Source organism: Sulfuritalea sp. (genome assembly GCF_031426875.1).
GTDB lineage: Bacteria > Pseudomonadota > Gammaproteobacteria > Burkholderiales > Rhodocyclaceae > Sulfuritalea.
The window spans coordinates 21,740-47,755 of record NZ_JASJPC010000034.1; the positions used below are offsets into that span (position 1 = coordinate 21,740).

The following is a 26,016-nucleotide window of genomic DNA, read 5'->3' on the forward strand; positions in this document are numbered from 1 at the left end:
TTACTGATGAGAGCGATCGCCTTCGCCGCCCTGCTGGCCATCGCCCAGAGTCCGGCGCACGCGGCGATCACCTATTTCGCGTCGGCATCGAATCCCGCGGACAACGTCAGTCTGGATCTGACCGCGGTGCCCGTCACGCCACCCGGGGCGATGCTTGCCGGCGATCTTGTGATCCTGGTCGCCAACTCGCGTGAAACCGGCAATACGCTGACAATCTCGGCAGACGGCGGGCAAACCTGGACCTCGCAGGCTGCCAACACCACGAATACCAGCTCAAGGATCTTCTGGGCACGCTTCAACGGCACCTGGTCGACCGATCCCAGCGTTGCCTTTCCCGGGGCGGCGAACGCCACGACGGTGACAATGCATGTGTTCCGACCTTCCTCCACGGCGAATGGCTGGGCGTTGGACGTGGCGCAGACCAATGCCAGCTTTGCAGCGCCCGCCGCACCACGCGACGTGACCATCACCGGAATCACCACGGTCACCGACGGCGCCCTGGTCTTTGCCAGTTGGTTCAGTATCGACGACAACACATGGGCATTGCAGACCGGCGGCTGGACCAACGCAGGCGACGCCCAGTATCGCAACACCGACGGCAACGACACTTCGCAATCTTCCGCCTACAGGATCTTGGCCACAGCGGGAGCATCCGGCAACGTCATCAATCGACAAACGGCCAACGCCGGCGACGCCGGCAACAGTTCCATCCTTGCCTTCCGCGAAGTGCCCGCGACCACCCTCGCCACCGGCACGGACCCGGCGGCGGCCACCATCGCCCCCGGCGCCGGCGCCACCGACGTCAACCTGTTCACCCTGCAGACCAGCGCCGGCACGGAAGCCATCTCCTCCGTCACGGTCAACTTATCGAGCAACAGCGGCATAGCCCTGCTGGCGATCACCGACAACGCCAACACCGTGCTGGGTTCCACCGCGGCGCCACTTACCGGATCCAACACCATCGCCGTCGCGGGCATGACGGCGACCACAACGCTGACGAGCTTCAAGATCCGCGTCACGCCCCTGAGCCATGCCACGATGCCCGCAGTGCCGGGCGCCGACTACGCCATCACCGCCCCGGTGACCGCCTGGGCCGGGCCCAACAACCACGCCGGCAGCGATACCAACGCGAACGCGCTGACCATCGACAATCTCTCGCCGGTGGGCGCCACCGCGGCCAGCGGCGTCACGGGCAACAGCCAGACCACACTGAGCTGGACGACTTCCGCGGCAGGCGACTTCACCACCACGGCGGGCTCGGTGATCTATCGCTGGACCGGCGCGTCGGCCGGTGGCGAGGTGCCGACCGAAGGCTCGACCCCGACGTTCGGCGCCACCAACGGCACCGCCACCGTCGCCTGCGTGGTCTCGTCGGCCGCATCCACGGCATTGTCCAGAATCGACGGTCCGGGCAGCAGCTCGGGAGAATGCACGACCGCGGCCCTGACCGCCGGCCAAGCCTATACCTACAAGGTGTTCCAGAAGGACACCCACGGCAACTACGATGCAGGCGTCGCAATGGGCACCATCACCCCCCATGGCGCGGTCAGCGCCGCCACGTCGACGGTGGTTGCCGTGCCGACCTCGGTGCCGGCCGACACCTACACCACGGCGACGATCACGGTGACCCTGAAAGACAGCACGGGCACGCCGGTGCCGGGCAAGACCGTCACGCTCGCCGCGGGCTCGGGCAGTTCGGTGATCACCACCATCAGCGGCACCACCGATGCCAGCGGCATCGCGACCTTCAGCGTCAAGAACGGCACCACCGAAGGGCCGATCACCTACACCGCGACCGACACCACCGATTCGATCGTCATCACCCAGACGGCGCAGGTGACCTTCACCGCGCCGTCGCTGTGCTTCACCGACGATTTCAACCGCAGCACCCTGCTGGAAACCGGGAACTGGACCCGCACCAAGAGCGTCGGCACCATACTCGACGCCGAGATCGTCAGCAACCGCCTGCGCCTCACCGATGCCGCCGGCAACCGGGCCACCGCAGTGCACCTGCAGCGCCTGTTCCCCGGTGCCGGCAACAAGGTGGTGGCCGAATTCGATCTTCTGACTTACGGCGGCACCGGTGCCGACGGCGTGGTCCTGACCCTGTCCGATTCCTCGATCGCGCCGGTGGCCGGCGCCTTCGGCGGCTCGCTCGGCTATGCGCAGAAGAGCAACCCGGGTTCCGACTGCACGACGCCGGGGGGCTGTCCCGGCTTCGCCGGCGGCTGGATCGGCGTCGGCCTCGACGAATACGGCAATTTTTCGAATCCCACCGAGGGCCGCGTCGACGGCCCCGGCGCGCAAGCCGATTCGGTCACCATCCGCGGCTCCGGCTCCGGCCAGAGCGGCTACAACTTCCATACCCAGTCGGGCGTGCTGAGCCCCGGCATCGACCAGGCGGTGGCGCTGCCGGCGGTCACCCACGTCGGTGCCGGCGCCCTGGCGGCGGCGAACGGCGGCAATGTGACGCCGACCCTGCCCGGCCACCAGACGAACGACCTGCTGCTGTGCGCCGCGACGTCGAACGACAATACCGCCCACAGCGTCGCCACCAGTGGCTGGACCGAGGTCTATCAACTGGCGCAAACCGGTTCCGGCAATCCGCGTTCGTCGCTGTTCTACAAGAAGGCCGCGTCCGCTGCGGAAACCAATCCGACGTTTACCCATACGGGTGGCGGCGGCATCGTTGCCGGCTGCGCCGCATTCCGCGGCGTCGATACGACGACGCCCTTCGACGTGGCCTATGCCGCCAGCCATTACGCCGACACCGTCAACAGCAACAATGTGACATCGGGGTCGATGACCACCGTGACCCCCGACGCGATGATGCTGTTCGCCGGCCACATCAACAATAACAACAGTTGCAGCCTCAGCCCCTCGGTGACCGGCGGGCTGACCTGGAACGAGTCCCTGTGCTTCGAATCAGGTCTCGGCGCCGACGAAACCATCGCCATCCATTACGCGACGCAAGCCGCGGCAGGGGCCATCGGCCCGATCACCTTCACCGGCGGCAACAATGACAACCGCGGCGTCCTGCTCGCGCTGCGCCCGCAACCGGCAGCGGTGGCCGCCCACCGCTACCGGGTCACGGTGGATCACAGCAACGGCGTCAGCGCCTTCGTCACCGTCGATCGCGACCTCACCGGCACCGGGACCAGCTACGCCACCGTGATCCCGACCTATGACGCCAAGGCGATCGTGACCCAGGCCGCCGTGCCCCCCTACTGGTTCTTTTCCTTCACCGCCTCGACCGGAGGCGCGACCAACGTCCATGAAATTGACAACCTCACGGTGTGTACGGCGCAACCCATCGCGACGCCGGTGCTCGACCACGTGCGCATCATTCACGATGGCAGTGCCCTGACCTGCGCGCCCGAAACCATCACCATCAAGGCCTGCGCCAACGCCGCGTGTTCCGCGCTCTATCCCAACAGCGTGACCGTGGACCTGACAGGCATCGCCGGCGCCACCTGGTCGACCGACCCGGTCACCTTCAGCAGCGGCCAGGTACAGGTGACCCTGAGCAAGCCGACCACCGGCACGGTGACCCTGGGCGGCAGCGTAACGGCGCCCAGCAGCATGACCGCGATTTGCTACAACGGCGCCACCGGCGGCGACTGCTCGCTCACCTACTCATCGAATGCCTGCGCCTTCGATGCGGTTGAAACGGGAAACAACCCCAGCACGCCGATCTACACCAAGCTGGCCGGTACGGCATTTACTGTCGATGTCATGGCCCTGACCGCCGGCGTGATCAACACCGGCTTCACGGGTGCGGTCACTGTCGATCTAGTCGATCAAACCGGCGTCGCCCCCGGCACCTGCAGCACGACGTCACTGGCCAACCCCACTGCGCCGGCCTCGCCCTACACCTTCACCGGGGCAGATGCCGGACGGCGGACCTTCAGCTTCAACTATGCGAATGCCGCACCGGACGTGCGCGTGCGCATGGTCAGCGGCGCGACAACGGCCTGCTCGTCCGACAACTTCGCGATCCGGCCGCCCAGTTTCAGCCTGAGCTCTCCCGATGCGACCAATACCGGGATCAGCGGTACGCCGACCATCAAGGCCGGCACCAACTTCGGTCTGGACGCCGCCTCGGTCAACGGCTACACCGGTACCGCGCTGATCAACAGCAACAGGCTCGAGGCCCACGCCGGCGCCGTGCAAACCGGCACCCTCAGCGGCAGCTTCGCGCCGGCGACGCTCGCCAGCAGCTGGATTTCCAAAGGCACGACGTTCAGCTATTCCGAAGTCGGCAGCTTCCGCTTCTTGCCCTGGGGCATTTACGACGATGGCAGTTTTGTCGATGTCGATCGCAGCAAGGCCACGCCGGAATGCTTCATCGACAACAAGGTCGGCACCGCCGTCGATCCGGCCGATCCGAACGTGCTGGACGGCAACGGCAAGTACGGCTGCTATTTCGGCGGCACCAATACCTCGGGCGGGACGATCACCTCGCCCTACTTCGGCCGCTTCACGCCGGATCACTTCGCCCTCACTATGCCGACCATCACCCAGGCCTGCGCCACCGGTCCAACGCCCTTCACCTATTTCGGCCAGGATGGATTCACTACGGTGTTCACGCTGACGGCCCAGAATGCGGGCAATGGCACGACCCAGAATTACGTCGGCGATGGCAGCAGCAGTTGGGCCAAGCTCCCGCTGCTGGTCTGGGGCGCGGCACCGGCCTCCGCCGCTAGTCCCGGCTACGGCTTTGCCGTCAGCACCTGGGTGCCATCCCAGCCGGCCGGCGCCGCCCTGGCCGCCAGCGCGACCGCGCCGGCTGCGGCGAACTGGGCTGCCGGCAGTACCACCGTCACCGCCCTGCACCAGATAAGCCGGCCGACCGGTCCGGCGCTGCCGACCACGGTGACGGTGACTACCCTGCCGGTCGACTCGGACGGCGTGACGCTGACGAGCGCCGCTTCGCTCGGCACCTCGCTGCAGCGCTTCGGCATCCTGCGTGTAGACAACGCCTATGGCTCGGAACTGCTGCCGCTGCGGGTCACGGCCCGCACCATGTACTGCGCCAGCGTGGTCAGCGCCGCATGCACCCAGTGGCGGACCAATACCGACGATAACTGCACCGGAGTGTCTGCAGCAATGGGCAGTCTCGCCTATGGCACTGCCGGCACACCGCTTGCCAATGCCAATTTCCGCATAACCGGCACCGACCCCAACACCGGTGCCGGCACCACCGGCAACTGGATGACGGCCAGCCCGCTGACACTGACCACGGGCACAGCCACCATCGTCCTCAACAAACCCTGTGTTAGCCCGGGCTGCACCTCCGCCGTCGGCAGCGCCGACCTGACGCTGGATCTCGCCGCGATGCCCTGGCTCAAAGGTAGCTGGACCAGCGCCGGCGCCTGGAACCAGAACCCGACCGCCCGCGTCCGGTTCGGCTCACCCAAAGCGCCCTACATCTACCTGCGCGAACGCTACTGAGTCACCGCCGCGTCCGCGAGGGTCGGCGTTGCAGGCTATTCGGCGAGGAGTTCCTTCGGCAGGGGGAAGTTCACGTTTTCTTCCACCCCGACCAGGGTCTCGATGCTGCCGGCACCGAGCGCCTGCAGGCGCTGCACCACGCCGTTGACCAGCACCTCGGGCGCCGAAGCGCCGGCCGTGACGCCGACTCGGACGTCGCCGGCGAGCCACCGGGCCTCGATCTGCTCCGCTCCATCGACCAGATAGGCCGGGATGCCGCCGATCGCGGCGACTTCGCGCAGGCGGTTGGAGTTGGAGCTGTTCTTCGAGCCGACCACGATCACCAGGTCGACCTTGCCGGCCATCGCCTTGACCGCATCCTGGCGGTTCTGCGTCGCGTAGCAGATGTCGTCCTTGCGCGGCCCGACGATGTTCGGAAAGCGCTTCATCAGTGCGTGCACGATGACGCGCGCATCGTCCACCGACAGGGTGGTCTGCGTCACATAGGCCAGCGGCGCCGGGGCGCCAGCGCCAACTTTCAATTGCGCGACGTCGTCGGTGCTTTCCACCAGGTACATCTGGCCGGTGGCCTGGCCCATGGTGCCTTCGACTTCAGGGTGGCCCTTGTGCCCGATCATGACGATTTCGTAGCCCTGCTTGTGCAGGCGCGATACTTCGAGATGCACCTTGGTCACCAGCGGGCAGGTGGCGTCGAAGACCTTGAGGCCGCGCGCCTCCGCCTCGCGGCGCACCGCCTGCGGCACGCCGTGGGCGCTGAAGATCACCGTGGCGCCGTCGGGCACCTCATCCAGTTCCTCGACGAATATGGCGCCCTTGGCCTTGAGGCCGTCCACCACGTAGCGGTTGTGCACCACCTCGTGGCGCACATAGATCGGCGCGCCGAATTTTTCCAGCGCACGTTCGACGATGGCGATCGCGCGTTCGACGCCGGCGCAGAAACCGCGGGGATTGGCGAGCAGGATTTGCATTACAGGCCTCCGCCGGGCCGCCCCAAGGAGGCCTCGGCAAAAATCAGTTGGACACCGCGCAGCGGCGGAACCTTGGTCACCCATTCCCTCGGGGCATAGGCGGGGTTTCGCGGAGCACTGCTCCGCGCCGCCGCAGCCGGCCGGCTGTGCAAAGCCGGCCGTGGGGCCGGGGTTGGGGGATAGGTCATAGTATTCCTATGATCTCGACTTCGAAACGCACCGGCTTGCCGGCCAGCGGGTGGTTGAAATCCACCAGCACCGCTGCGTCGTCGAGCTCGCGCACGATGCCGGTGAATTTGTCACCATTGGGCGCGGCGAACTCGATCAGGCCGTGCAGCTCCGGGCTGGCGTTCGGCGGCAGGGCGGAGCGCGCCATGCGCTGCGTGAGTTGCGGGTTGTGCGGACCGAAGGCCTGGTCGGCTTCGAGCAGGAAGACGTGGCGCTCGCCGACCGGGATGCCGATCAGGCAGTGTTCCAGCGGCGGCGCGAGTTCCCCGCTACCGAGCTGCAGCGTCGCCGGGGTCGAGTCGAAGGTGCTCACCAGTTCGGTGTCGTCGCCGGTGGCGACGCGGTAATGCAGCGTGATCAGGTTGCCGGCGCGTACGGTCTCGGTCATTCGGGGCTCTTTTCAGTTTCCTTGCCATAGCGGAACTGATGCCAGAGCATCAGCGCCACGCCGACAGTGATGGCCGAATCGGCCACGTTGAAGGCCGGCCAATGATAGCCCGCCAGGTGAAAATCGAGGAAGTCGACCACGGCGTCGAAGCGCAGGCGATCGATCACGTTGCCGATGGCGCCGCCGAGGATCAGCGCCAGCGCGGTCGGCAGCAGGCGCTCCTGTGCGTGATGGCGCAGCAGGCTGACCAGCCAGACCGAAATCGCCAGCGCGAGGACGACGAAGAACCACTTCTGCCAGCCGCCGGCCCCGGCCAGGAAGCTGAAGGCCGCTCCCGAGTTGTAGACCAGCACGAGGTTGAAGAATGAGGTCACGACCTGGCTCTCCATGAGGCGAAAGCTCGCCAGCACCCAGGCCTTGCTGGCCAGGTCGAGCACCAGCACCAGCGCCGCCAGCGCCAGCCAGGCGGCGAGCCTAGGCAATCTCGCGCGCCTCGCCGGCGCCGAACAGGTTGGACGCGCAGCGTCCGCAGAGTTCGGGGTGTTCGGCATCCTGGCCGACGTCCTCGCGCCAGTGCCAGCAGCGCGCGCACTTGACGTGGGCGCTGGCGCTGGCCTCGATACTAACGCCGCTGGCGGCGTCGGCTTTTTCGAGGCTCACCTTGGAGCAGATGAAGACGAACTTGAGGTCGTCGCCCAGCGAGGCCAGCAGCTCGTAGGTCGCGGCGTCGGCGCGCAGGCTTACCTCGGCCTGCAGCGAAGAGCCGATCTTGCCGGCCGCGCGCAGATCTTCGAGGACCTTCGCCACTTCGGCGCGCACCGCGCGTATCGCCTGCCACCGTGTCGCCAGCGCCAACTCTTCGGCCAGCGGCGGCAGTTCGTGCCATGTCGAAAGCATCACGCTGTCGCCCTGCTCGCATTTGCTGCCCATGATCGCCCAGATTTCTTCGGCAGTGAAGGACAGGATCGGCGCCATGAGCCGCGTCACGCTTTGCAGGATGTGCCACAACGCGCTTTGCGCCGAACGCCGCGCGCGGGAATTCTCGGCGGCGGTGTAGAGCCGGTCCTTGAGGATGTCGAGGTAGAAGGCGCCGAGATCTTCCGAGCAGAAATTCATCAGCGCCTGCACGATCTTGTGGAACTCGTAGCGCGCGTAATCCGCCGTGCACTGCTCCTGCAGCCGGCGCGTGAGCGCCAGCGCATAGCGGTCCACTTCGAGCCATTCGGCCGGCGGCAGCATCTGGGCGCCGTTGCCACCCCCGGCATCGAAATCCGCCGTATTCGCCAGCAGGAAGCGCAGGGTGTTGCGCAGCCGGCGATAGACCTCGACCACGCGCGGCAGGATGGTCTTCTCGTCGATCGACAGCTCGCCCGAGTAGTCGGTGCTGGCGACCCAGAGGCGCAGGATTTCGGCGCCCAGCGTGTCGGAGATCTTCTGCGGCGCGACCACGTTGCCCTTCGACTTGGACATCTTCATGCCCTTGCCGTCGACCACGAAGCCATGGGTCAGCAGCGCCTGGTAGGGCGCGCGGCCGTCGATCGCGCAGCCGGTCAGCAGGCTGGAATGGAACCAGCCGCGATGCTGGTCCGAACCTTCCAGATAAAGATCGGCCGGATAGCTCAGCTCGTCGGCGTGCGAGCCGCGCAACACCGTGCGGTGCGTGGTGCCCGAATCGAACCAGACATCGAGCGTATCGCGCATCTTGTCGTACTGCTCCGCCTCGGCGCCGAGCAGTTCCTTCGCGTCGAGCGCGAACCAGGCCTCGATGCCGCCGCCCTCGATGCGCTTGGCGACTTGCTCGATCAGCTCCAGCGTTCGCGGGTGCGGCTCGCCAGTTTCCTTGTGCAGGAAGAAGGGAATCGGCACACCCCAGTTGCGCTGGCGCGAGACGCACCAGTCGGGACGATTGGCGATCATCGCGTGCAGGCGCGCCTTGCCCCAGGCGGGGAAGAACTCGGTGGCTTCGATGGCGGCCAGCGCCGCGTCGCGCAGAGTGGATTGCTTTTCCTCTGTCGCCGCAGGCGACGCAAATTTATCGCCCCCTTCCCCGGGAAGGGGGACGGGGGGATGGCTGTCCGGTTGTCCGGAATGGACAGGGTGGGTCACCACCCTGTCCATGCCGACAAACCATTGTGTCGTGGCGCGATAGATGATCGGCGTCTTGTGGCGCCAGCAGTGCATGTAGCTGTGGGTGATTTCGCCGCTGGCCATCAGGCTGCCGACCTCGGCCAGCTTCTCGATGATGACCGCATTGGCCTTCCAGACATTCATGCCGCCGAAGAAGGGCAGGCTCTCGGCGAAGCGGCCGTCGCCCTGGACGGGGGTCAGGATCTCGTCGTTCTTCATGCCGGCGCGCTTGCAGGAATCGTAGTCCTCGACGCCATAGGCCGGCGCGCTATGGACAATGCCGGTGCCGGTGTCGAGCGTGACATAGTCGCCGAGGTAGACGGTCGACGCCCGGTCGTAGAAGGGGTGGCGGAATACCATGCGGTCGAGCGCAGTGCCGCGCGCCGCGCCGAGCACCTTGCCGTCGAGGCCGTAGCGCTGCAGCGCCTGCGCGCGCAATTCGGCGGCGAAGATCAGCAGGCCTTTCGCGGTGTCGACCAGTTCGTAGACAAACTCGGGATGCACATTCAGCGCCTGGTTGCCGGGAATGGTCCATGGCGTGGTGGTCCAGATCACCGCGTAGGCCGTCTTCTCCGGCAGCGCGGCGAGACCGAAGGCGCCGGCCAGGCGGCCGCGCTCGGCGAGGTCGAGCGGAAAAGCCACGTCGATCGCCGGCGACTTCTTGTCGGCATATTCGACTTCGGCCTCGGCCAGCGCCGAGCCGCAGTCGAAGCACCAATTGACCGGCTTCAGGCCCTGGAACAAATAACCGCGCCGGTACATCTCGCCCAGCGCGCGCACCTCGTCGGCCTCCACGCGGTATTCCATCGTCTTGTAGGGACGGTCCCAGTCGCCGAGCACACCGAGGCGGATGAAGTCGTTCTTCTGCCGTTCGATCTGCTCCTGCGCAAAGCTGCGGCAATGCGCGCGCGCCTGTTCGGCGGCCAGGTGCTTGCCGTGGGTTTTCTCGATCTGGTGCTCGATCGGCAGGCCGTGGCAGTCCCAGCCCGGCACATAGGGCGCATCGAAGCCGGCCAGGGTCTTGGAGCGGACGATGATGTCCTTGAGGATCTTGTTCACCGCATGGCCGATGTGGATGTCGCCATTGGCATAGGGCGGCCCGTCGTGCAGCACGAAGCGCGGACGCCCCTGGGCCGCGGCGCGGATCTTCTGGTAGAGCTTCTGCTGCTGCCACTGGGCGATCCAGCCCGGCTCGCGTTTGGCGAGGTCGCCGCGCATCGGGAAGGGCGTGTCGGGCATGTTGAGGGTCTTGCGGTAATCAGCCATGGGTCGTGCCATCAATTAGCGTGAAGTACACCGGCAACCGCGCTTGGTAACAATCGAGCGCAGCGAGCCAGACAGGAAGCCCCCGCGAGGGGGGGATGGGGGGCGGGCAAAACCTACCAGCCCGTGGCGTAACGAAGCATAGGAATTTCATGTCTCGGAGCGGGTCATCGAAGCCATGGGCTTTGAACGGGTGTTGAAATAGGCGCGCACGTCGGCGACGTCGCGGGCGATCTGCGCCTTGAGTGCATCCAGGGAATCGAACTTGGCCTCGTCGCGCAGCTTGTGCAGGAAGTTCACATCGACGTGCAGGCCGTAGATATCGCGGTCGAAATCCAGCAAATGAACTTCCAGCACCGGTTTTAGGCCGGCCTCCACGGTCGGCCGCACGCCGATGTTGGCTGCGCCGGGAATCGGCTGCGGTCCAATGCCCGAGACCGAGACGGCATACACCCCCGAGAGCGGCAGGCGCTTGCGCCGCACCTGGATGTTGGCGGTGGGAAAACCGATGGTGCGGCCGAGCTTCTTGCCGTCCATGACCCGGCCGGCGATGACGAAGGCGCGCCCCAGCAGCGCTTCGGCCTGCTCGATGTTGCCGCTGGCCAGCGCCGCGCGCACCGCCGAACTGGAGACGCGGACGCCGCCGAAATCTACCGTGTGCATCGCCTCGACGACGAAGCGGTGCTCGTGGCCGGCCTGCTGCAACAGGGCGAAGTCGCCGCTGCGGCCCTTGCCGAAGCGAAAGTCGTCGCCGATGATCAGATGCCGCACCGAGAGCCCACGCACCAGGATGCGTTCGATGAACTGCTCGGCGGTCAACGCGGCCAGCTTGCGGGTGAAGCGGCAGACATGGACACGGTCGACACCGGCCTCGGCCAGCAGTTCGATCTTGTCGCGCAGGCTGGCCAGGCGCGCCGGCGCCTGATCCGGGGCGAACAGTTCGCGCGGATGCGGCTCGAAGGTGAGCACCGTCGCCGGCAACGCGAGTTCGCGCGCCTTGGCAGTCAATTCGGCCAGCAGCGCACGATGACCACGATGCACGCCATCGAAATTGCCGATGGTCAGCACCGTAGACGTCGTCGCCCGCTCGGGAACACCGCGAAAAACCAGCATGGGGTTGAGACGGCAGGGAAAGCGGTCGATTATATCAAGCTCGGCGGGCACTTCCGGAACCGCAAAAGGCTACGCGGCGCGGGATTCCGGCCTGCTCAGAGCTTGTGAAGAAATCGTCCCCCAAGGGGACTTCCTTCGGGGCGTAGCCGCTGGGCCGCAGCGGGGTGCGGCCGGAGCGCAGCTACCGGAATGTACGAGTTTGTACATGAGGATAGCCGGGTTTGCCAAATGAGCCGCCCAAGCCCCGATCCGGCACGCGCAGTAGATTTATTCACAAGCTCTCAGTCGAGCCGCGCCAGCTTGGACTTGGCCAGCGGCGGATTCTTGGCGAAGTAACGGCGGATGCCCTTGAGGATGGCCTCGGCCATGCGGTCCTGGTAAGCCTCGTCGTTGAGCCGCGCCTCTTCCTCGGGATTGGAAATGAAGGCTGTCTCGATCAGGATGGAGGGAATGTCCGGCGCCTTCAGCACGGCGAAGCCGGCCTGCTCGACGTGTGCCTTGTGCAGCGTGTTGATGCGCCCCAGTTCGCCCAGCACGTCCTTGCCCAGCTTGAGGCTGTCGTTGATCGTGGCGGTCTGCGACAGGTCGAGCAGGGTGCGCGCGAGGTAGGGATCCTTGACGCCGATATTCACGCCACCGACCAGATCGGCCGAATTTTCCTTGTTCGCCAGCCAGCGCGCGGCCGAACTCGAGGCGCCGTTTTCCGACAGCACGAAGACGCTGGAACCGCGCGCCGTGCTCTTGATGAAGGCATCGGCATGGACCGAGAGGAAGAGGTCGGCCTGCACCCGGCGCGCCTTCTGCACGCGCTGATTCAGCGGAATGAAATAGTCGCCGTCGCGCGTCAGCACCGAGCGCATGTTGGGCGTCGCATCGATCTTTTGCTTGAGCCGCCGCGCCACGGACAAGGTGACATGCTTTTCGTAGCTGCCGCCGCGACCGACCGCGCCGGGGTCTTCGCCGCCATGCCCGGGATCGAGCACGATGGTGATGAGGCGCGCGATCTCGGGTCCGGGCTCCGGCTTTTCGCTTCCCGCTGCGGGCTGCGCCGGCCGCTGGCCCAGCCCGGGCTCGGCTTTCAGCGGCGGCTCGGCGGATTTTTCCAGCAGCGCCATCAAGGGGTCTACCGGCTCAGCCGGATACAGGTCGAGCACCAGGCGGTGGCCGTATTCGCCGACCGGTTTCAGCGCGAACACCTGCGGCTTGACCTCGCCCTTGAGCTCGATCACCAGGCGCACCACGCCCGGCTTGTTGCGCCCGGCGCGGATCAGCCTGATGTAGGGATCGGCGTCGATGATTTTCGAGGGCAGCATCTGCAGCACTGAATTGAACTCGACGCCTTCGAGGTCGAGCACCAGGCGCTCGGGATCTTTCACCAGCATGTGGGAATAGCGGATCGCCTGATCGTGTTCCAGCGTCACCCGGGTGTAGTCGCGGGCCGGCCAGACGCGCACGGCGAGGATGCTGCTGGCCGCCGTGGCGCCAGCGCCAACTCTCGAAACCAGCAGGGTCAGGCTGGCCGCAGCGAACTTGAGGACATCACGCCGGCCAGGCATGTCCGTCCCCTGGCGCCGGCGGCGGCGATGCGGGCCCTGCGCCCCTCGCCGCCTGCGCCCGGCGCCACGCGCAATTCGATTCGCATATCGGCGGCAGGCAGGTAAGGCGCGGCCTTGTCGGGCCATTCGACCAGACAAATCCCGCTTCCTGAAAAATATTCGTCGAGCCCCGCATCGAGATATTCTTCCGCCTGATTGAATCTATAAAAATCAAAGTGATAGAAGTGTAATCCAGAAACCACGTGAACTTCAACCAGTGTGTAGGTGGGGCTTTTCACGGGACCGCTGTCGCCGGCCGCGCGCAGCAGTCCGCGCACCAGCGTGGTCTTGCCCGCGCCGAGGTCGCCTTCGAGCCAGACCACCATGCCCGGCGCCAGATTCGCGGCCAGCGCGGCGCCCAGCGCCAGGGTGGCGGCTTCGTCGGGCAGGGCTAAAGTAAGATGTTCGGCATGCATGAGTACGCTAAGAATCCGGCGGAACTGAAGGACAAGATACGGCGCTGGGGCAAGGACCTCGGCTTCGACGCGATCGGTTTTTCCGGCATCGAGCCCGGCCATGCCGCCGAGAATCTGGAAGCCTGGCTGGCGGCCGGCTGCCATGGCGAAATGGATTATATGGCGGCGCATGCGACAGCCAAGGGAAACAAGCGCGCGCTGCCGGCCGAACTGGTGCCGGGCACGCGCAGCATCGTCACCGCGCGCATGAATTACCGTAGCGCCAGCGCCAACTCTGCCGCCGCGCTGGCCGACGGCGAGCGCGCCTTCATTTCGCGCTACGCCCTGGGCCGCGACTATCACAAGCTGCTGCGCAGCCGCCTGCAGCAGCTCGCCGATCGCATCACGCAGGAGATCGGCGAATTCGCCTACCGCGCCTTCACCGATTCGGCCCCGGTCATGGAAATCGGCCTGGCGCAGAACGGCGGCCTGGGCTGGCGCGGCAAGCACACGCTGCTGCTGGAGCGCGATGCCGGTTCGTATTTTTTCCTCGGCGAGCTGTTCACCGAACTGGCGCTGCCGCCGGATGCGCCGGTCACCGATCACTGCGGCAGCTGCACGGCCTGCATCGCCGCCTGCCCGACCCAGGCCATCGTCGCGCCCTACCGGGTCGATGCGCGGCTGTGCATCTCCTACCTCACGATCGAGCTCAAAAGCAGCATCCCCGAGGCCTTGCGGCCGCTGCTGGGCAACCGCATCTACGGCTGCGACGATTGCCAGCTGGCCTGTCCCTGGAACCGTTTCGCGCCATTGACGCGCGAAGGCGATTTCGCGCCGCGCCACGGCCTCGACCGCGCCACGCTGGTCGAGCTGTTCGCCTGGGAGGAAAGCGATTTCAACGAACGCCTGGCCGGTTCGCCGATCCGCCGCATCGGCTACGAGCGCTGGCTGCGCAACATCGCCGTGGCGCTGGGCAACGCGCCGACCGGCGATGAAGTGCTCAATGCCCTGCGTTCACGCGCCGACCATGCGTCGGGGCCGGTTCGCGAACATGTGGCCTGGGCGCTCAGGCGCCACGGCGCCGAAGCTACGGTCTAGTAGTCAGTCAACAGGGAAAAGGCGCATACCCTGTAGGAGCGAGCTTGCTCGCGATAAACCGCTATCGCGAGCAAGCTCGCTCCTGCATCCATCGGTTTCAGCATGTCTGCGTACTAGCCGCGTGCAACGGGGCGCGCGGGATCGGCGCACCACTCGCTCCAGGAACCGGGATACAGCTTCGAACCGGACAGGCCGGCCAGTTCCATCGCCAGCAGATTGTGGCAGGCGGTGACGCCGGAGCCGCACTGCTGCACCACCTGCGCCGCCTGCCTGGCGCCGAGCAGCGCCATGAATTCGCTGCACAGTTCCGCGGCCGGCTTGAAATAGCAGCCGTCGTCATCGAGGTTGTCGAAATAGAAGCGATTCACGGCGCCGGGAATGTGGCCGCCGACCGGATCGAGCGTCTCGTTTTCGCCGCGGAAGCGTTCCGGGCTGCGCGCGTCGAGGATCAGCATGCGCGGCGACTGGAGATCGTCCAGCACCTGGCCGGCATCGACGGTCATGCCCTGTGCATGCGGTGTGAATCGGGCTGGTGCGACCGTCGGCAGGTTTTCTTCCAGCGCGCGCTTGCTGCGCTTCCATCCCGCCAGCCCGCCGTCGAGCACCGCCACCTTGTCGTGACCGAGCCAGCGCAGCAACCACCAGAGGCGCGACGCAAAAATGCCGCCTTCATTGTCGTAGGCGACTACCTGGGTCGACGCATCGACGCCGCAGTCCGCCATGCGCTGCGCAAAGACGGCCGGCTCGGGCAGCGGATGGCGGCCGTTGCGGCCATTTGCCGTACCCGAAAGATCCTCGTCCAGATGCAGGAACAGCGCGCCCGGAATATGGCCGCGGGCATAGGCCTGGCGGCCGTATTCGGTGTTCTGCAGGTCATGCCGGCAATCGAAGACGCGCCACTCGGGGTGGGCGGCAAGTTGCTCGGCATTCACCAGCAGGCTTGCCGGCGTATTCGTCAGCGCTTCGCTCATGCCTCGCCTTCGGCCAGCCAGCGGCGGGCCTCGGCTTCGTCGGCGAAGACCGTCAGGTCGGCATTGACGAAGAGTTGCTCCAGCCACGCGCTCCAGGCCACCCACTGGCTGTCGGTGACGACCGCGATGCGCTTGAAGTCGCCGGCATGCTGCCGCGAAAAGCGGATTTCTTCCCAAGCCACATCCACGGTGAAGTCCGCCATGTCGCGCAGATCGACCAGCAGATTCACCGGTCCGGAAAACTTGATCTCGTGGAGGACCAGTTCCTCGAATTCCTTGAAGTCGGCCAGCGTGAATTCGCCGAACACGGCGAACTCGACGAGATGCTCCTTATGTTGCGTGGTGATCATGATCATGCCTCCTGAAGGGCCGCCCCCGGGGCGGCATGGGCCCCCTCCGGGGGCAGCGGACGAATACGAGCACGCAGCTCAATCCATTCCTTGAGGGGGAGAATAATCAGCGCGGGCGGAAAAGACAATGGAAAGCCGAAGGGAATTTGCTGCCGGTGGCCGAAATGCAAAGGGCCCGCAAGCGGGCCCCTTCAAGCGAAAGCTGTTGCGCGTTTACTTCTTGGCTTTCTTGCCCGACACGGCCAGCTTGAAACCGGCGCCCGCGCTGAACTTCGGCACGGTGGTCGCGGGGATCTTGATGCTGGCGCCGGTCTTCGGGTTCTTGCCGGTACGCGCCGCGCGCTTGGCCGACTTGAAGGTGCCAAAACCAACCAGCGTTACGGTATCACCCTTCGATACCGCCTTTACTACGGCAGCCATGATTCCGTCGAGAGCCTTGCCGGCGGCAGCCTTGCTTATGTCGGCTTCCTTGGCGGCAATTTCAATCAGTTCAGCTTTATTCATACTTAAAATTCCTCCGGAAATTTTCGGGCAGCCCGCCCAAAAAATATTCTAAACCCGATCCAGAGGGCTTGTACAAGGAATTTATGCACACTGGGCCTGGCGTGTTGCGATGATGCCGCCTCCCAGACACACCCTCGATTCGTAGAGCACGAGCGATTGTCCGGGGGTCACTGCCCATTGCGGCGCAGCAAACAACACCTCGCACTCCGTATCGGAAACACGCTCGACCTCGCAGGCCGCATCCGGCTGGCGGTAGCGCGTCTTCGCCGCATAGACCCAGTGCGTGTGCGGCGCCCGACCGGCGATCCAGGACAAGTCCCGTGCCACCAGGCCGCCCGACAGCAGGGCGGGATGTTCGTGGCCCTGCACCACCCAGAGGATGTTCTGCGTCATGTCCTTGTCGGCGACGAACCAGGGTTCCTCCGGCGCGCCCCTGACGCCGCCGATGCCGAGCCCCTCACGCTGACCGAGGGTGTAATACATCAGGCCCTCGTGGCGACCGACCACGCGATCGGTGCCCAGCACGCGGATCTCGCCGGGCTGTTTCGGCAGGTAGCGCGCGAGAAATTCGCGGAAGGGCCGTTCGCCGATGAAACAGATGCCGGTCGAGTCCTTGCGCGCATGATTCGGCAGGCCGGCCCCTTCGGCGATCTTGCGCACGTCGCGCTTGTAAAGATGGCCTACGGGAAACAGGGTCTTCGCCAGTTGCGCCTGGTTCAAGCGATGCAGGAAATAGCTCTGGTCCTTGGTGCCGTCCTCGGCCTTGAGCAACTGCCATTCACCGAGAAACTCGCGCACCTGCGCATAGTGGCCGGTGGCGATCTTGTCGGCGCCGAGCGCCAGCGCGTGGTCGAGAAAGGCCTTGAACTTGATTTCCGAATTGCACAGCACGTCCGGGTTCGGCGTGCGCCCGGCCTGGTATTCGCGCAGGAAGTCGGCGAACACCCGCTCCCGGTATTCGGCGGAGAAGTTCACCGCCTCGAACTCGATGCCGATCACGTCGGCCGCTGCGGCCGCGTCGATCAGGTCCTGGCGCGAGGAACAATATTCATCGCTGTCGTCGTCCTCCCAGTTCTTCATGAACAGGCCGATCACCTCGTAGCCTTCGCGCTTGAGCAGCAGCGCCGCGACCGACGAATCGACGCCGCCGGACAGGCCGACGATGATTTTTCCCTTGGACATGGTGTTCAGTCGTAGTGCCTGAGGAGATCGAGCGGAAAGCGCCGGCCGGCAAGATAGTCGTCGACGCACTGCGCCACCAGCGGGCTGCGATGGCGATCGGCTGTGTCGCGAATCTCGTCGGGCGTCATCCAGACTGCGCGCTGGATCCCCGTATCGAGTTTGCGGGCCGATTCATGCGCGCCCAATTCGCCAGCGAAGGCGAAGCGCAGATAGGTGATGTCGCCTTGCGGCCGCGGCCATTGGTAAATGCCGACCAGCGCGGTCGGCGTGAATCCCCAGGCGGTTTCTTCGAGTGCCTCGCGGGCGCAGGCCGCGAGCAGCGATTCGCCTTCGTCGAGATGTCCGGCGGGCTGGTTGAAGCGCAGGCCGTCGTCGGTTTCCTCCTCAACCAGCAGGAAGCGGCCTTCGCGTTCGATCAGCGCGGCGACGGTGACATTGGGTTTCCAGATACGATTCATCCGCGCATTTTAGCGTCCCTGCTAAAATCGCGCCTTCACCCAAATCAATGCTGGAGACCCACCATGTCCATGGCCGACCGTGACGGCTTCATCTGGTACGACGGCAAGCTCGTACCCTGGCGCGAAGCCACCACCCACGTGCTGACCCACTCGCTGCACTATGGCCTCGCCGTGTTCGAAGGTGTCCGTGCCTACAAGACCGTCTCCGGCACCGCGATCTTCCGCCTCAAGGAGCACACCGACCGCCTGTTCAACTCGGCGCATATCTACCGCATGCCGATGCCTTACGACAAGGCGACGCTGATCGAAGCGCACAAGGAAGTCGTGCGCAGCAACAAGCTCGAATCCTGCTACCTGCGCCCGATCGCCTTCTACGGCTCGGAGAAGATGGGCGTCAGCCCGCGCGGCGCGGCGACCCATGTCTCGATCGCGGCCTGGCCCTGGGGCGCCTACCTCGGCGAGGAAGGCATGGAGAAAGGCATCCGCGTCAAGACTTCGAGCTATTCGCGGCACCACGTGAACGTCAACATGGCGCGCGCCAAATTCGCCGGCACTTATGCCAACTCGATCCTGGCCAACATGGAAGCCACGGAAGACGGCTACGACGAGGCCCTGCTGCTCGACGTCGATGGCTTTGTCGCCGAAGGCGCCGGCGAGAACCTGTTCGTGATCAAGGATGGCGTGATCTACGAACCGGAAATCGCCTCGGCGCTGATGGGCATCACGCGCAACACGGTGATCACGCTGGCCGCGGAACTCGGCTACCAGGTGGTTGCCAAGCGCCTCACGCGCGACGACATCTACATCGCCGACGAAGCCTTCTTCACCGGCACGGCGGCGGAAGTGACGCCGATCCGCGAACTCGACAACCGCACCATCGGCGCCGGCAGCCGCGGCCCGATCACCGCCAGGATCCAGAGCCTGTTCTTCGACGTGGTCAATGGCAAGGTGCCGGCACACGCCGAGTGGCTCTCCTACATCTAATAAACGCACGAGGTTGAACATGTCCACACTCGACGAATCCCAGCGCCAGGTCGCCGTCACCGCCCACGATCTGCCGCTGGCCTGTCCGCGCCCCGGCGCCCCCTTGTGGGCCCGCCATCCGCGCGTCTTCATCGACCTGCTGAAAAGCGCCACCGGCGAGGCCGCCTGCCCCTATTGCGGCACGCAGTATCGATTCACCGGCGAGCGCCCCAAGGGCCATCACTGACGCCTGCCCGCGCGGCGACGTCCCAGGCGTGCAGAGCATTTCCCGAGCGTGAAGATCCTTGTCGTCGCTCCCTCCTGGATCGGCGACACGATCCTCGCCCAGCCGCTCTTCACGCTGCTCAAGCGCAATGACCCGACGGCCCGCATCGAGGTGCTGGCCGCGGACTGGTCGGCGCCGTTGCTGGCGCGCATGGCCGAGGTCGATGCGGTCATCGCCAACCCTTTCGGTCACGGCGAGTTCAATTTCGGCGCGCGGCGCGCGCTGGGTCGCCGCCTTGCCAGCACCAACTATTCAGCCGCCTATGTCCTGCCGAACTCGTGGAAGTCGGCGCTGGCGCCCTACTTCGCCGGCATTCCCCGGCGCATCGGCTATCAGGGCGAGAGCCGCTACCTGCTGTTGAACGAGCGCCATCGGCTCGACGCCGTGAGCCACCCGCAACTGGTGCAGCGTTACGCGGCACTGGCCGGGCCGCTGCCCGCCAGCCTGCCGCCGCCGCGCCTGAGCTCGACCATGGAACAGCAGCAGGCCGCGCGTCGGGCCCTGAAGCTGCCGCTCGACGCGAACCCGGTCATCTTCTGCCCAGGCGCCGAATTCGGCCCGGCCAAACGCTGGCCAGCGCAGCACTTTGCGGCGCTGGCAAGCCTCATCGCGACGCCGCAGCATCCGGTATGGCTGGTCGGTTCGGACAAGGACAAAGCCGTGGGCGACGAGATAGCCGCGGCGGCGCAAGGCGCGGCACTCAACCTGTGCGGCCGCAGCAGCCTGGAACAGGCGCTCGACCTGATCGCCGCGGCCCGCTGCGTGATCAGCAACGACTCCGGCCTGATGCACGTCGCCGCGGCACTTGAGCGGCCGCTGGTGGCGCTCTACGGTTCCTCTTCGCCGGCCTATACGCCGCCGCTGTCCCGGAGTGCAAAAATAGTTTCCAGAAACCTGTCGTGCAGCCCCTGCTTCCAGCGCGTATGCCCGCTGGTGCATTTCGACTGCATGAACGGCATCACGCCGCAGCAGGTGGCGAACATGATCGACGCAACTTCGGCAAACTGACCATGCCCAGCGAGAAAATCTTCGCCAGCCCGCAGGACGTCGAAACCGCCTTCTACGAGGCGCTGGAACGCTGCGACCTCGAAGCCATGATGGCGGTCTGGGCCGAGGACGAAGAGGTGGTCTGCGTGCATCCCGGCGGCCCGCGCCTGGTCGGCTACAACACCATTCGCGAAGCCTGGCAGCGTGTCTTTGCCGGCGGCAACAAGCTCACCGTGCGGCTTTCGCAGCAGACCACGGTAAACACGCCTTTCGCCATGGTCAGCACCCTGCTGGAACATATCGCCACCGCGAACAACGAAAGCCAGAGCGCACCCGTGGCCGCCACCAACATCTATGTCCGTGGCGCCCTGGGCTGGCGCATGGTCGCCCACCACGCTTCGCCGGTGCCGCCCAACAGCGTCGCCGAGGCACCGCATACACTGCATTGAAGCCGCCCCTGACAGCGCCGCATTACCGGGCTCCGGCCTGGCTGCCCGGCGGTCACGCGCAGACCATCTGGCCGTTGCTGATCAAGGGGCCGCTGCCGCGTTACCGGCGCGAGCGCTGGGACACCCCGGATGAGGATTTCATCGATCTCGACTGGATCGCCGGCGCCGCCGACGCGCCTTGCGTGGTGCTGTTCCACGGCCTCGAAGGCAGTTCGTGCAGCCATTACGCGCGACGGCTGATGCATGCCGTGGCGCGTCGCGGCTGGCATGGCGTGGTGGTGAATTTTCGCGGTTGCTCGGGCGAGCCCAACCGCCTGCCGCGCGCCTATCATTCCGGCGATTCGGCGGAGATCGACTGGATCCTGCGCCGCCTGCAGGCGCGCGGCTATCCGGCCTTGTTCGCGGCCGGCGTTTCGCTGGGCGGCAACGCGCTGCTGAAATGGCTGGCGGAACAGGGCAGCCAGGCATCCGGCATCGTCAGCGCGGCGGCCGCGGTGAGTGCGCCGCTGGATCTGGCCGCGGCCAATACCGCGCTGTGCTCCGGCTTCAACCGGATCTATGCGCGGCATTTCCTGCGCACGCTGATTCCGGCGGCCATGGCCAAGGAACGCCGCTTTCCCGGACGCATAGACATGCACCGGGCACGGGCCGCAGGCAGCTTGCGCGACTTCGACGATGCCGTCACGGCGCCGCTGCATGGCTTTCTCGGCGCCGACGACTACTACGCGAAGAGCAGCGCCGGACCGCTGCTGGGCGCGGTGCGCGCGCCGACGCTGCTGCTGCATGCCGCCAACGACCCTTTCCTGCCGGCATCGGCGTTGCCGCGGCGCGAGCGCCTTCCCGCCGCGGTGCTGCTGGAAGTCCACGCCGGCGGCGGCCACGTCGGTTTCGTCGATGGCGCCCTGCCCGGTCGTATCGACTGGCTGCCGCAGCGCCTGCTCGCGCACTTTTTCACATATATGCCAGTATCCATCGGCATGCGATAATTTTCTTCCCGCCACTTGACCACATCCGCCATGCAGACTCCGGCACCCGAGATTTTCAAGGCCTACGACATTCGCGGCATCGTGCGCACCACGCTGAGCGCGGATACCGTGCGCCAGATCGGCATCGCGCTCGGCACCGAAGCCATCTCCCGAGGCATCGGCGCCATTGTCATCGGTCGCGACGGCCGCCTCTCCGGCCCGGAGTTGGCGACCGCACTGGCGCACGGCATCACCCAAACCGGCGCCGATGTCATCGACATCGGCCGGGTGCCGACGCCGATGACCTACTTCGCCGCGCACGAGCTGGGCACCGACAGTTGCGTCTCGGTCACCGGCAGCCACAATCCGCCGGAATACAACGGCCTGAAGATGGTGCTGGGCGGACAGACGCTCTACGGCGCGATGATCCAGGACCTGCGGCGCCGCATCGCCAACGCCGACTTTTGCGAAGGCCACGGCGTGGTGCGCCACGCCAATGTGCGCCAGGCCTATATCGACCGCATCGTCGGCAACGTCAAGCTGTCGCGGCCGATGAAAATCGTCATCGACTGCGGCAACGGCGTGGCCGGCAGCGTCGCGCCGGAACTGTTCCGCCGCATGGGCTGCAGCGTGACGGAGCTGTTTTGCGAGGTCGATGGCAATTTCCCCAATCACCACCCGGACCCGTCCAAACCGGAAAACCTGGCCGACCTGCAACGCGCGCTGCGCGAAACGGGCGCCGAACTGGGCCTGGCCTTCGACGGCGACGGCGACCGCCTCGGCGTCGTCACCAAGGACGGCGAAATCATCTACCCCGATCGCCAGCTGATGCTGTTCGCCGCCGACGTGCTGACGCGCAACCCCGGCGCCCAGATCATCTACGACGTGAAGTGTTCGCGCTGGGTCGCCGAATCGATACGCCACCAGGGCGGCCGGCCGCTGATGTGGAACACCGGCCACGCCCTGATCAAGACCAAGCTCAAGGAAACCGGCGCGCCGCTGGCCGGCGAGATGAGCGGCCACATGTTCTTCAAGGAGCGCTGGTACGGCTTCGACGATGCGCTCTATACCGGCGCGCGCCTGCTCGAAATCGTCTCGCGCTGGCGGGATTCCAATTGGCCGCTGAAGAATCTGCCCAATGCGATCTCGACGCCGGAACTCAACATCAAGATGCAGGAAGGCGAGCCGCACGCGCTGGTGGCGAAACTCCGGGAGGGCGGCCGCGAACTGCTGCCCGGCGCCCGCGAGTTGATCCTGATCGACGGCGTGCGCGCCGAGTATGCCGACGGCTTCGGCCTGGCGCGCGCCTCGAACACCACGCCGGTCGTGGTGCTGCGCTTCGAGGCCGACAACCAGGCCGCGCTCGAACGCATCCGGAACGAGTTCAAGACGGCGCTGACTGCCGCCTGGCCGGGAATTCCCACGGACTTCTGATGCCCGATCGCGGCGAGGATATCTTCAGCGGGCTGCAACCGATTTTCGGCCGCAGCCACGACCCGATGCCGCTCGATGCGGCGGGCCTGGAGACCACCGGCAGCGGCGCCGAGGTCTCCCGATCCGTCAACATCGATCGCGAGAATGATGCCTGGTGGCGTTTGAACGCGGGCGGACAACCAACCTGGAAGCCCTGACACCATGTACACAAAAGCTTTGCAATTGCTCAACACGCTCAAGGGCTTCGTATTTCTTGCCACGGTTGCCGTTGCCTTGCTGGTGTTTCTTGGCGCGACGGCGGCCTCCTCCCTGCTTTATGAAAATCTGCTGGAGGAGAGGGCGCTGGAATCCTCCAGGGAAATATCCCGCCACAACTACGCGGCCCTTTACCAGGTTCTACGCAGCGGCGGCTCGCGCCAGCAACTGAACGACGTTGCCGCCGTCGGCAAGACGGGTTTTTCGAGCACGCTGGATCAGATCGGCTTCTATCGCGCCAAGTCGGTGGAAGCCCTGTTCGGAACCATGCCTACGTCAGCGCTGGCCGAGGAACTGCGAGCCGGCCTGGACAGTGGCAAGGAAACCATGATCAAGACGGACCGCCATATCCGCTACATCTTCCCGGTCGTGGCGCAATCGGAATGCCTTGGCTGCCACAGCAATGCGCAGGACGGCGAGCTGCTCGGCGCGATTGCCGTCCAGCACAATCGGCAAACGGTGACCGCCAGGGTCCGCACCTATTACGTCGGGCTGTTCCTCGGCCTGGGTTTGCTGGTCTTGCTGGCCGCAGGCACCGTGTCGGCTTTTGCCGCGAGCAAGATCAAGCGCTCGGTGGAACTGTTTCGCGGCAAGGTGGAAGCGGTCAATACCATCCGCGACATGAATCAGTTCGATATCGGCAGGATCAATTTCGGCTTCGAGGAATTCAACAATACCTTCGATGACGTCACCCTGCTGGTGAAAAAGATGAAGAGCGTCGCGGTGGATAAGGACGTCCTCGAATTCGAGATCCGGCTGCTTGAAAAATTCATCATCACCTCGGACGTCGTGCGCGATTGGCGCGAGTTCGTCAAGGGCCTGCTGGTGGACATCAACCCGATCATCGATGCCTACGCCCTGGTAACGATTTTCCGCATCGAGGAAGAGGCCCACGAATGCGAGATTTTCTGGCATGCGAAGCCATCCAGCGAAACCATCCGGATCTTCGAGAAAGTCCTCCGCAAGCAGTTGGACGACCATCCGTTTTTCGGTGAAGGCACGATCCAGAATATCACCCACAGTATTGCCAACGAGGATGTTCCTCTGCCGGAACTGAGCGTGCAGGACATCGAGCTGAAAACCAAGTCGCTGTTGCTCGACAGCCCGAAAATCGGCGGCATCGTCGGCATCGGCGTGCAGTCGGCGCTGGCCATGGACGACGTGCGCTATATGGTCATCGGCAGCATCCTGACCACGCTGCTCAACCTGGTCGGATCGGTCAAGGCGATCTACAAGTACACCAAGGATCTTGAGCATTACGCCACGCGCGACCCGCTGACCGACCTTTATAACCAGCGCATGTTCTGGGAATTGCTGGGCTACGAGGTAAGCCGGTCGAAGCGGCATAACCAGCCGTTTGCCGTGATGATGCTCGACCTGGACAATTTCAAGACGATCAACGACCTCTATGGTCATCATTTCGGCGACTCGTTCCTGAAGGCCTTCGCCGATCTGCTGCACCGCGCGATAAGAAACGGGGATTTGCTGGCGCGTTACGGCGGCGACGAGTTCTGCATCATCCTGCCCGAAACTGAAGATACCCAGGCCCACATGGTCGCGCAACGGATCGCGGAACTGCTCGAAGACTTCTCCGCCGAAACGTCGGACGGACAGAAGGTCAGGGCCACCACGTCGATCGGCATCGCCGTCAGCCCGAATCACGGTGACAATCCCAAAGACCTGTTCCTGGTCGCCGACAACATGATGTACAAGGCCAAGAAGCAGGGGAAGAACGCCATCGCCACGCCCAGCGACGACGAGATGGCGGAAGTCTTCAGACAGGCAGGCGAAAAACAGCTCATGATCCAGAATGCCCTGGACCAGCGGCTGATCATTCCTTACTTCCAGCCCATCTGCAGCGCCGCCACCGGCGAGATTGCAATACACGAGTTGCTGATGCGCATCGAGTTGGGCGACAAAATCGTGACCGCCAACGATTTCATCGAAGAAGCCGAGACCATGGGCATCGCCCACAAAATGGACTATCAGTTGATCGAGAAGGCCTTCTTCCAACTGAACGAACAGGGCTACCAGGGCATGCTTTTCGTCAATCTCTCGCCCAAGGCGCTCATCGTCGGAGAATTCGTGGCGCGGATACATCGTCTGGCGATGGATTTCGCCATCGCGCCAAGCCGCATCGTGTTCGAGATCACCGAACGGGAAACGGTCAGCAACCTTGGCTTGCTGGAGAAATTCGTTTCCGATATCAAGCTTCAGGGCTTCAGCTTCGCCATCGACGATTTCGGCTCGGGATACTCGTCATTCCAATATATCAAGCGTTTCCCGGTCGACTTCATCAAGATCGAAGGGGAATTCATCAGAAATATGCTGACCGACGAGGTCTACCTGGCGTTCGTCAAGAGTATCGTGACCCTGGCCAAGGAACTGCGCATCAAGACCATCGCTGAATATGTCGAGGATGGCGAGACCCTGGCCGAAGCATATCGTTTAGGCATTGATTTCGCGCAGGGCTACCATGTCAGCCGGCCGTCGCCTGTCATACGCCTTCCGGGCGCGGAAATTGGGCGCCTGTCGCAGTCGGGCGCACGCGTTGCGCCGACATCAGGCGGCGTATAACCGCCT

Annotated in this window: 22 protein-coding genes; 10 read left to right on the forward strand and 12 right to left on the reverse strand. The window is 65.0% G+C overall.

The features are described from left to right. Positions 1-6 precede the first annotated feature (6 nt). Positions 7-5,454: a DUF6701 domain-containing protein gene (locus tag RMO95_RS15635; RefSeq protein ID WP_310451575.1), complete on the forward strand. Its 5,448-nt coding sequence runs from the start codon at positions 7-9 to the stop codon at positions 5,452-5,454. Positions 5,455-5,489: 35 nt separating this feature from the next. On the opposite strand, the gene ispH is transcribed toward RMO95_RS15635, so the two are convergent. The 7 genes from ispH to tsaE form a co-directional block, all read right to left on the reverse strand. Then, positions 5,490-6,422: a 4-hydroxy-3-methylbut-2-enyl diphosphate reductase gene (ispH, locus tag RMO95_RS15640; RefSeq protein WP_310451576.1), complete on the reverse strand. Its 933-nt coding sequence runs from the start codon at positions 6,420-6,422 to the stop codon at positions 5,490-5,492. 184 nt (positions 6,423-6,606) lie between these two features. After that, positions 6,607-7,038, reverse strand: a complete 432-nt coding sequence (locus RMO95_RS15645; protein WP_310451577.1) for a peptidylprolyl isomerase — start codon at positions 7,036-7,038, stop codon at positions 6,607-6,609. Continuing rightward, complete coding sequence (gene lspA / locus RMO95_RS15650; protein ID WP_310451578.1) at positions 7,035-7,520, reverse strand: signal peptidase II; 486 nt, start codon at positions 7,518-7,520, stop codon at positions 7,035-7,037. The genes RMO95_RS15645 and lspA overlap by 4 nt, the downstream gene beginning before the upstream one ends. Continuing rightward, positions 7,513-10,431 (reverse strand): isoleucine--tRNA ligase, encoded by a 2,919-nt coding sequence (gene ileS, locus RMO95_RS15655; protein ID WP_310451579.1) that lies wholly within the window; start codon positions 10,429-10,431, stop codon positions 7,513-7,515. Before ileS ends, lspA begins: the two co-directional genes overlap by 8 nt. A gap of 147 nt (positions 10,432-10,578) precedes the next feature. Continuing rightward, positions 10,579-11,541, reverse strand: a complete 963-nt coding sequence (locus RMO95_RS15660) for a bifunctional riboflavin kinase/FAD synthetase (RefSeq protein ID WP_310451657.1) — start codon at positions 11,539-11,541, stop codon at positions 10,579-10,581. 281 nt (positions 11,542-11,822) lie between these two features. After that, entirely contained in the window at positions 11,823-13,097 is a 1,275-nt protein-coding gene (locus RMO95_RS15665) for an N-acetylmuramoyl-L-alanine amidase (protein ID WP_310451580.1), read from the reverse strand. After that, on the reverse strand, positions 13,052-13,552 hold the full coding sequence (tsaE, locus tag RMO95_RS15670; protein ID WP_310451581.1) for a tRNA (adenosine(37)-N6)-threonylcarbamoyltransferase complex ATPase subunit type 1 TsaE: 501 nt from the start codon (positions 13,550-13,552) through the stop codon (positions 13,052-13,054). The genes RMO95_RS15665 and tsaE overlap by 46 nt, the downstream gene beginning before the upstream one ends. Between tsaE and queG the strand changes: the two genes are divergently transcribed. Further along, positions 13,547-14,629, forward strand: a complete 1,083-nt coding sequence (gene queG / locus RMO95_RS15675; RefSeq protein WP_310451582.1) for a tRNA epoxyqueuosine(34) reductase QueG — start codon at positions 13,547-13,549, stop codon at positions 14,627-14,629. The genes tsaE and queG overlap by 6 nt on opposite strands. A gap of 113 nt (positions 14,630-14,742) precedes the next feature. Here the strand turns inward: queG and RMO95_RS15680 are convergent, their stop codons facing one another. The 5 genes from RMO95_RS15680 to RMO95_RS15700 form a co-directional block, all read right to left on the reverse strand. Then, positions 14,743-15,600, reverse strand: a complete 858-nt coding sequence (locus RMO95_RS15680) for a sulfurtransferase (RefSeq protein WP_310451583.1) — start codon at positions 15,598-15,600, stop codon at positions 14,743-14,745. After that, entirely contained in the window at positions 15,597-15,950 is a 354-nt protein-coding gene (locus RMO95_RS15685; RefSeq protein ID WP_310451584.1) for an STAS/SEC14 domain-containing protein, read from the reverse strand. Before RMO95_RS15685 ends, RMO95_RS15680 begins: the two co-directional genes overlap by 4 nt. A 213-nt stretch (positions 15,951-16,163) precedes the next feature. Beyond that, positions 16,164-16,454: an HU family DNA-binding protein gene (locus RMO95_RS15690; RefSeq protein ID WP_310451585.1), complete on the reverse strand. Its 291-nt coding sequence runs from the start codon at positions 16,452-16,454 to the stop codon at positions 16,164-16,166. A gap of 81 nt (positions 16,455-16,535) precedes the next feature. Further along, positions 16,536-17,636, reverse strand: a complete 1,101-nt coding sequence (mnmA, locus tag RMO95_RS15695; protein ID WP_310451586.1) for a tRNA 2-thiouridine(34) synthase MnmA — start codon at positions 17,634-17,636, stop codon at positions 16,536-16,538. Between the two features lie 5 nt (positions 17,637-17,641). Next, a complete protein-coding gene (locus RMO95_RS15700; RefSeq protein WP_310451587.1) occupies positions 17,642-18,094 on the reverse strand; it encodes an NUDIX hydrolase in 453 nt (150 codons plus the stop codon). Positions 18,095-18,157: 63 nt separating this feature from the next. On the opposite strand from RMO95_RS15700, the gene RMO95_RS15705 reads away from it, so the two are divergent. From RMO95_RS15705 to RMO95_RS15740, 8 genes are read left to right on the forward strand one after another with little or no spacing between them, the layout of a single operon-like run. Continuing rightward, entirely contained in the window at positions 18,158-19,078 is a 921-nt protein-coding gene (locus tag RMO95_RS15705) for a branched-chain amino acid transaminase (RefSeq protein ID WP_310451588.1), read from the forward strand. A gap of 19 nt (positions 19,079-19,097) precedes the next feature. Then, a complete protein-coding gene (locus RMO95_RS15710) occupies positions 19,098-19,304 on the forward strand; it encodes a zinc-finger domain-containing protein (RefSeq protein WP_310451589.1) in 207 nt (68 codons plus the stop codon). 48 nt (positions 19,305-19,352) lie between these two features. Continuing rightward, positions 19,353-20,351: a lipopolysaccharide heptosyltransferase II gene (gene waaF / locus RMO95_RS15715; RefSeq protein WP_310451590.1), complete on the forward strand. Its 999-nt coding sequence runs from the start codon at positions 19,353-19,355 to the stop codon at positions 20,349-20,351. Positions 20,352-20,353: 2 nt separating this feature from the next. Then, a complete protein-coding gene (locus tag RMO95_RS15720) occupies positions 20,354-20,779 on the forward strand; it encodes a nuclear transport factor 2 family protein (protein ID WP_310451591.1) in 426 nt (141 codons plus the stop codon). Next, positions 20,776-21,765, forward strand: coding sequence for a hydrolase (locus RMO95_RS15725; RefSeq protein WP_310451592.1), 990 nt, complete (start codon positions 20,776-20,778; stop codon positions 21,763-21,765). The genes RMO95_RS15720 and RMO95_RS15725 overlap by 4 nt, the downstream gene beginning before the upstream one ends. Positions 21,766-21,795: 30 nt before the next feature. Continuing rightward, the gene (locus RMO95_RS15730) at positions 21,796-23,178 is read left to right on the forward strand and encodes a phosphomannomutase/phosphoglucomutase (protein WP_310451593.1); all 1,383 of its coding nucleotides are present in this window, start codon (positions 21,796-21,798) and stop codon (positions 23,176-23,178) included. After that, positions 23,178-23,375 carry a hypothetical protein gene (locus RMO95_RS15735; protein ID WP_310451594.1) on the forward strand — a complete coding sequence of 66 codons (198 nt, stop codon included), beginning with the start codon at positions 23,178-23,180 and terminating at the stop codon, positions 23,373-23,375. The genes RMO95_RS15730 and RMO95_RS15735 overlap by 1 nt, the downstream gene beginning before the upstream one ends. Before the next feature lie 4 nt (positions 23,376-23,379). After that, the gene (locus RMO95_RS15740; protein WP_310451595.1) at positions 23,380-26,010 is read left to right on the forward strand and encodes a bifunctional diguanylate cyclase/phosphodiesterase; all 2,631 of its coding nucleotides are present in this window, start codon (positions 23,380-23,382) and stop codon (positions 26,008-26,010) included. Positions 26,011-26,016 lie beyond the last annotated feature (6 nt).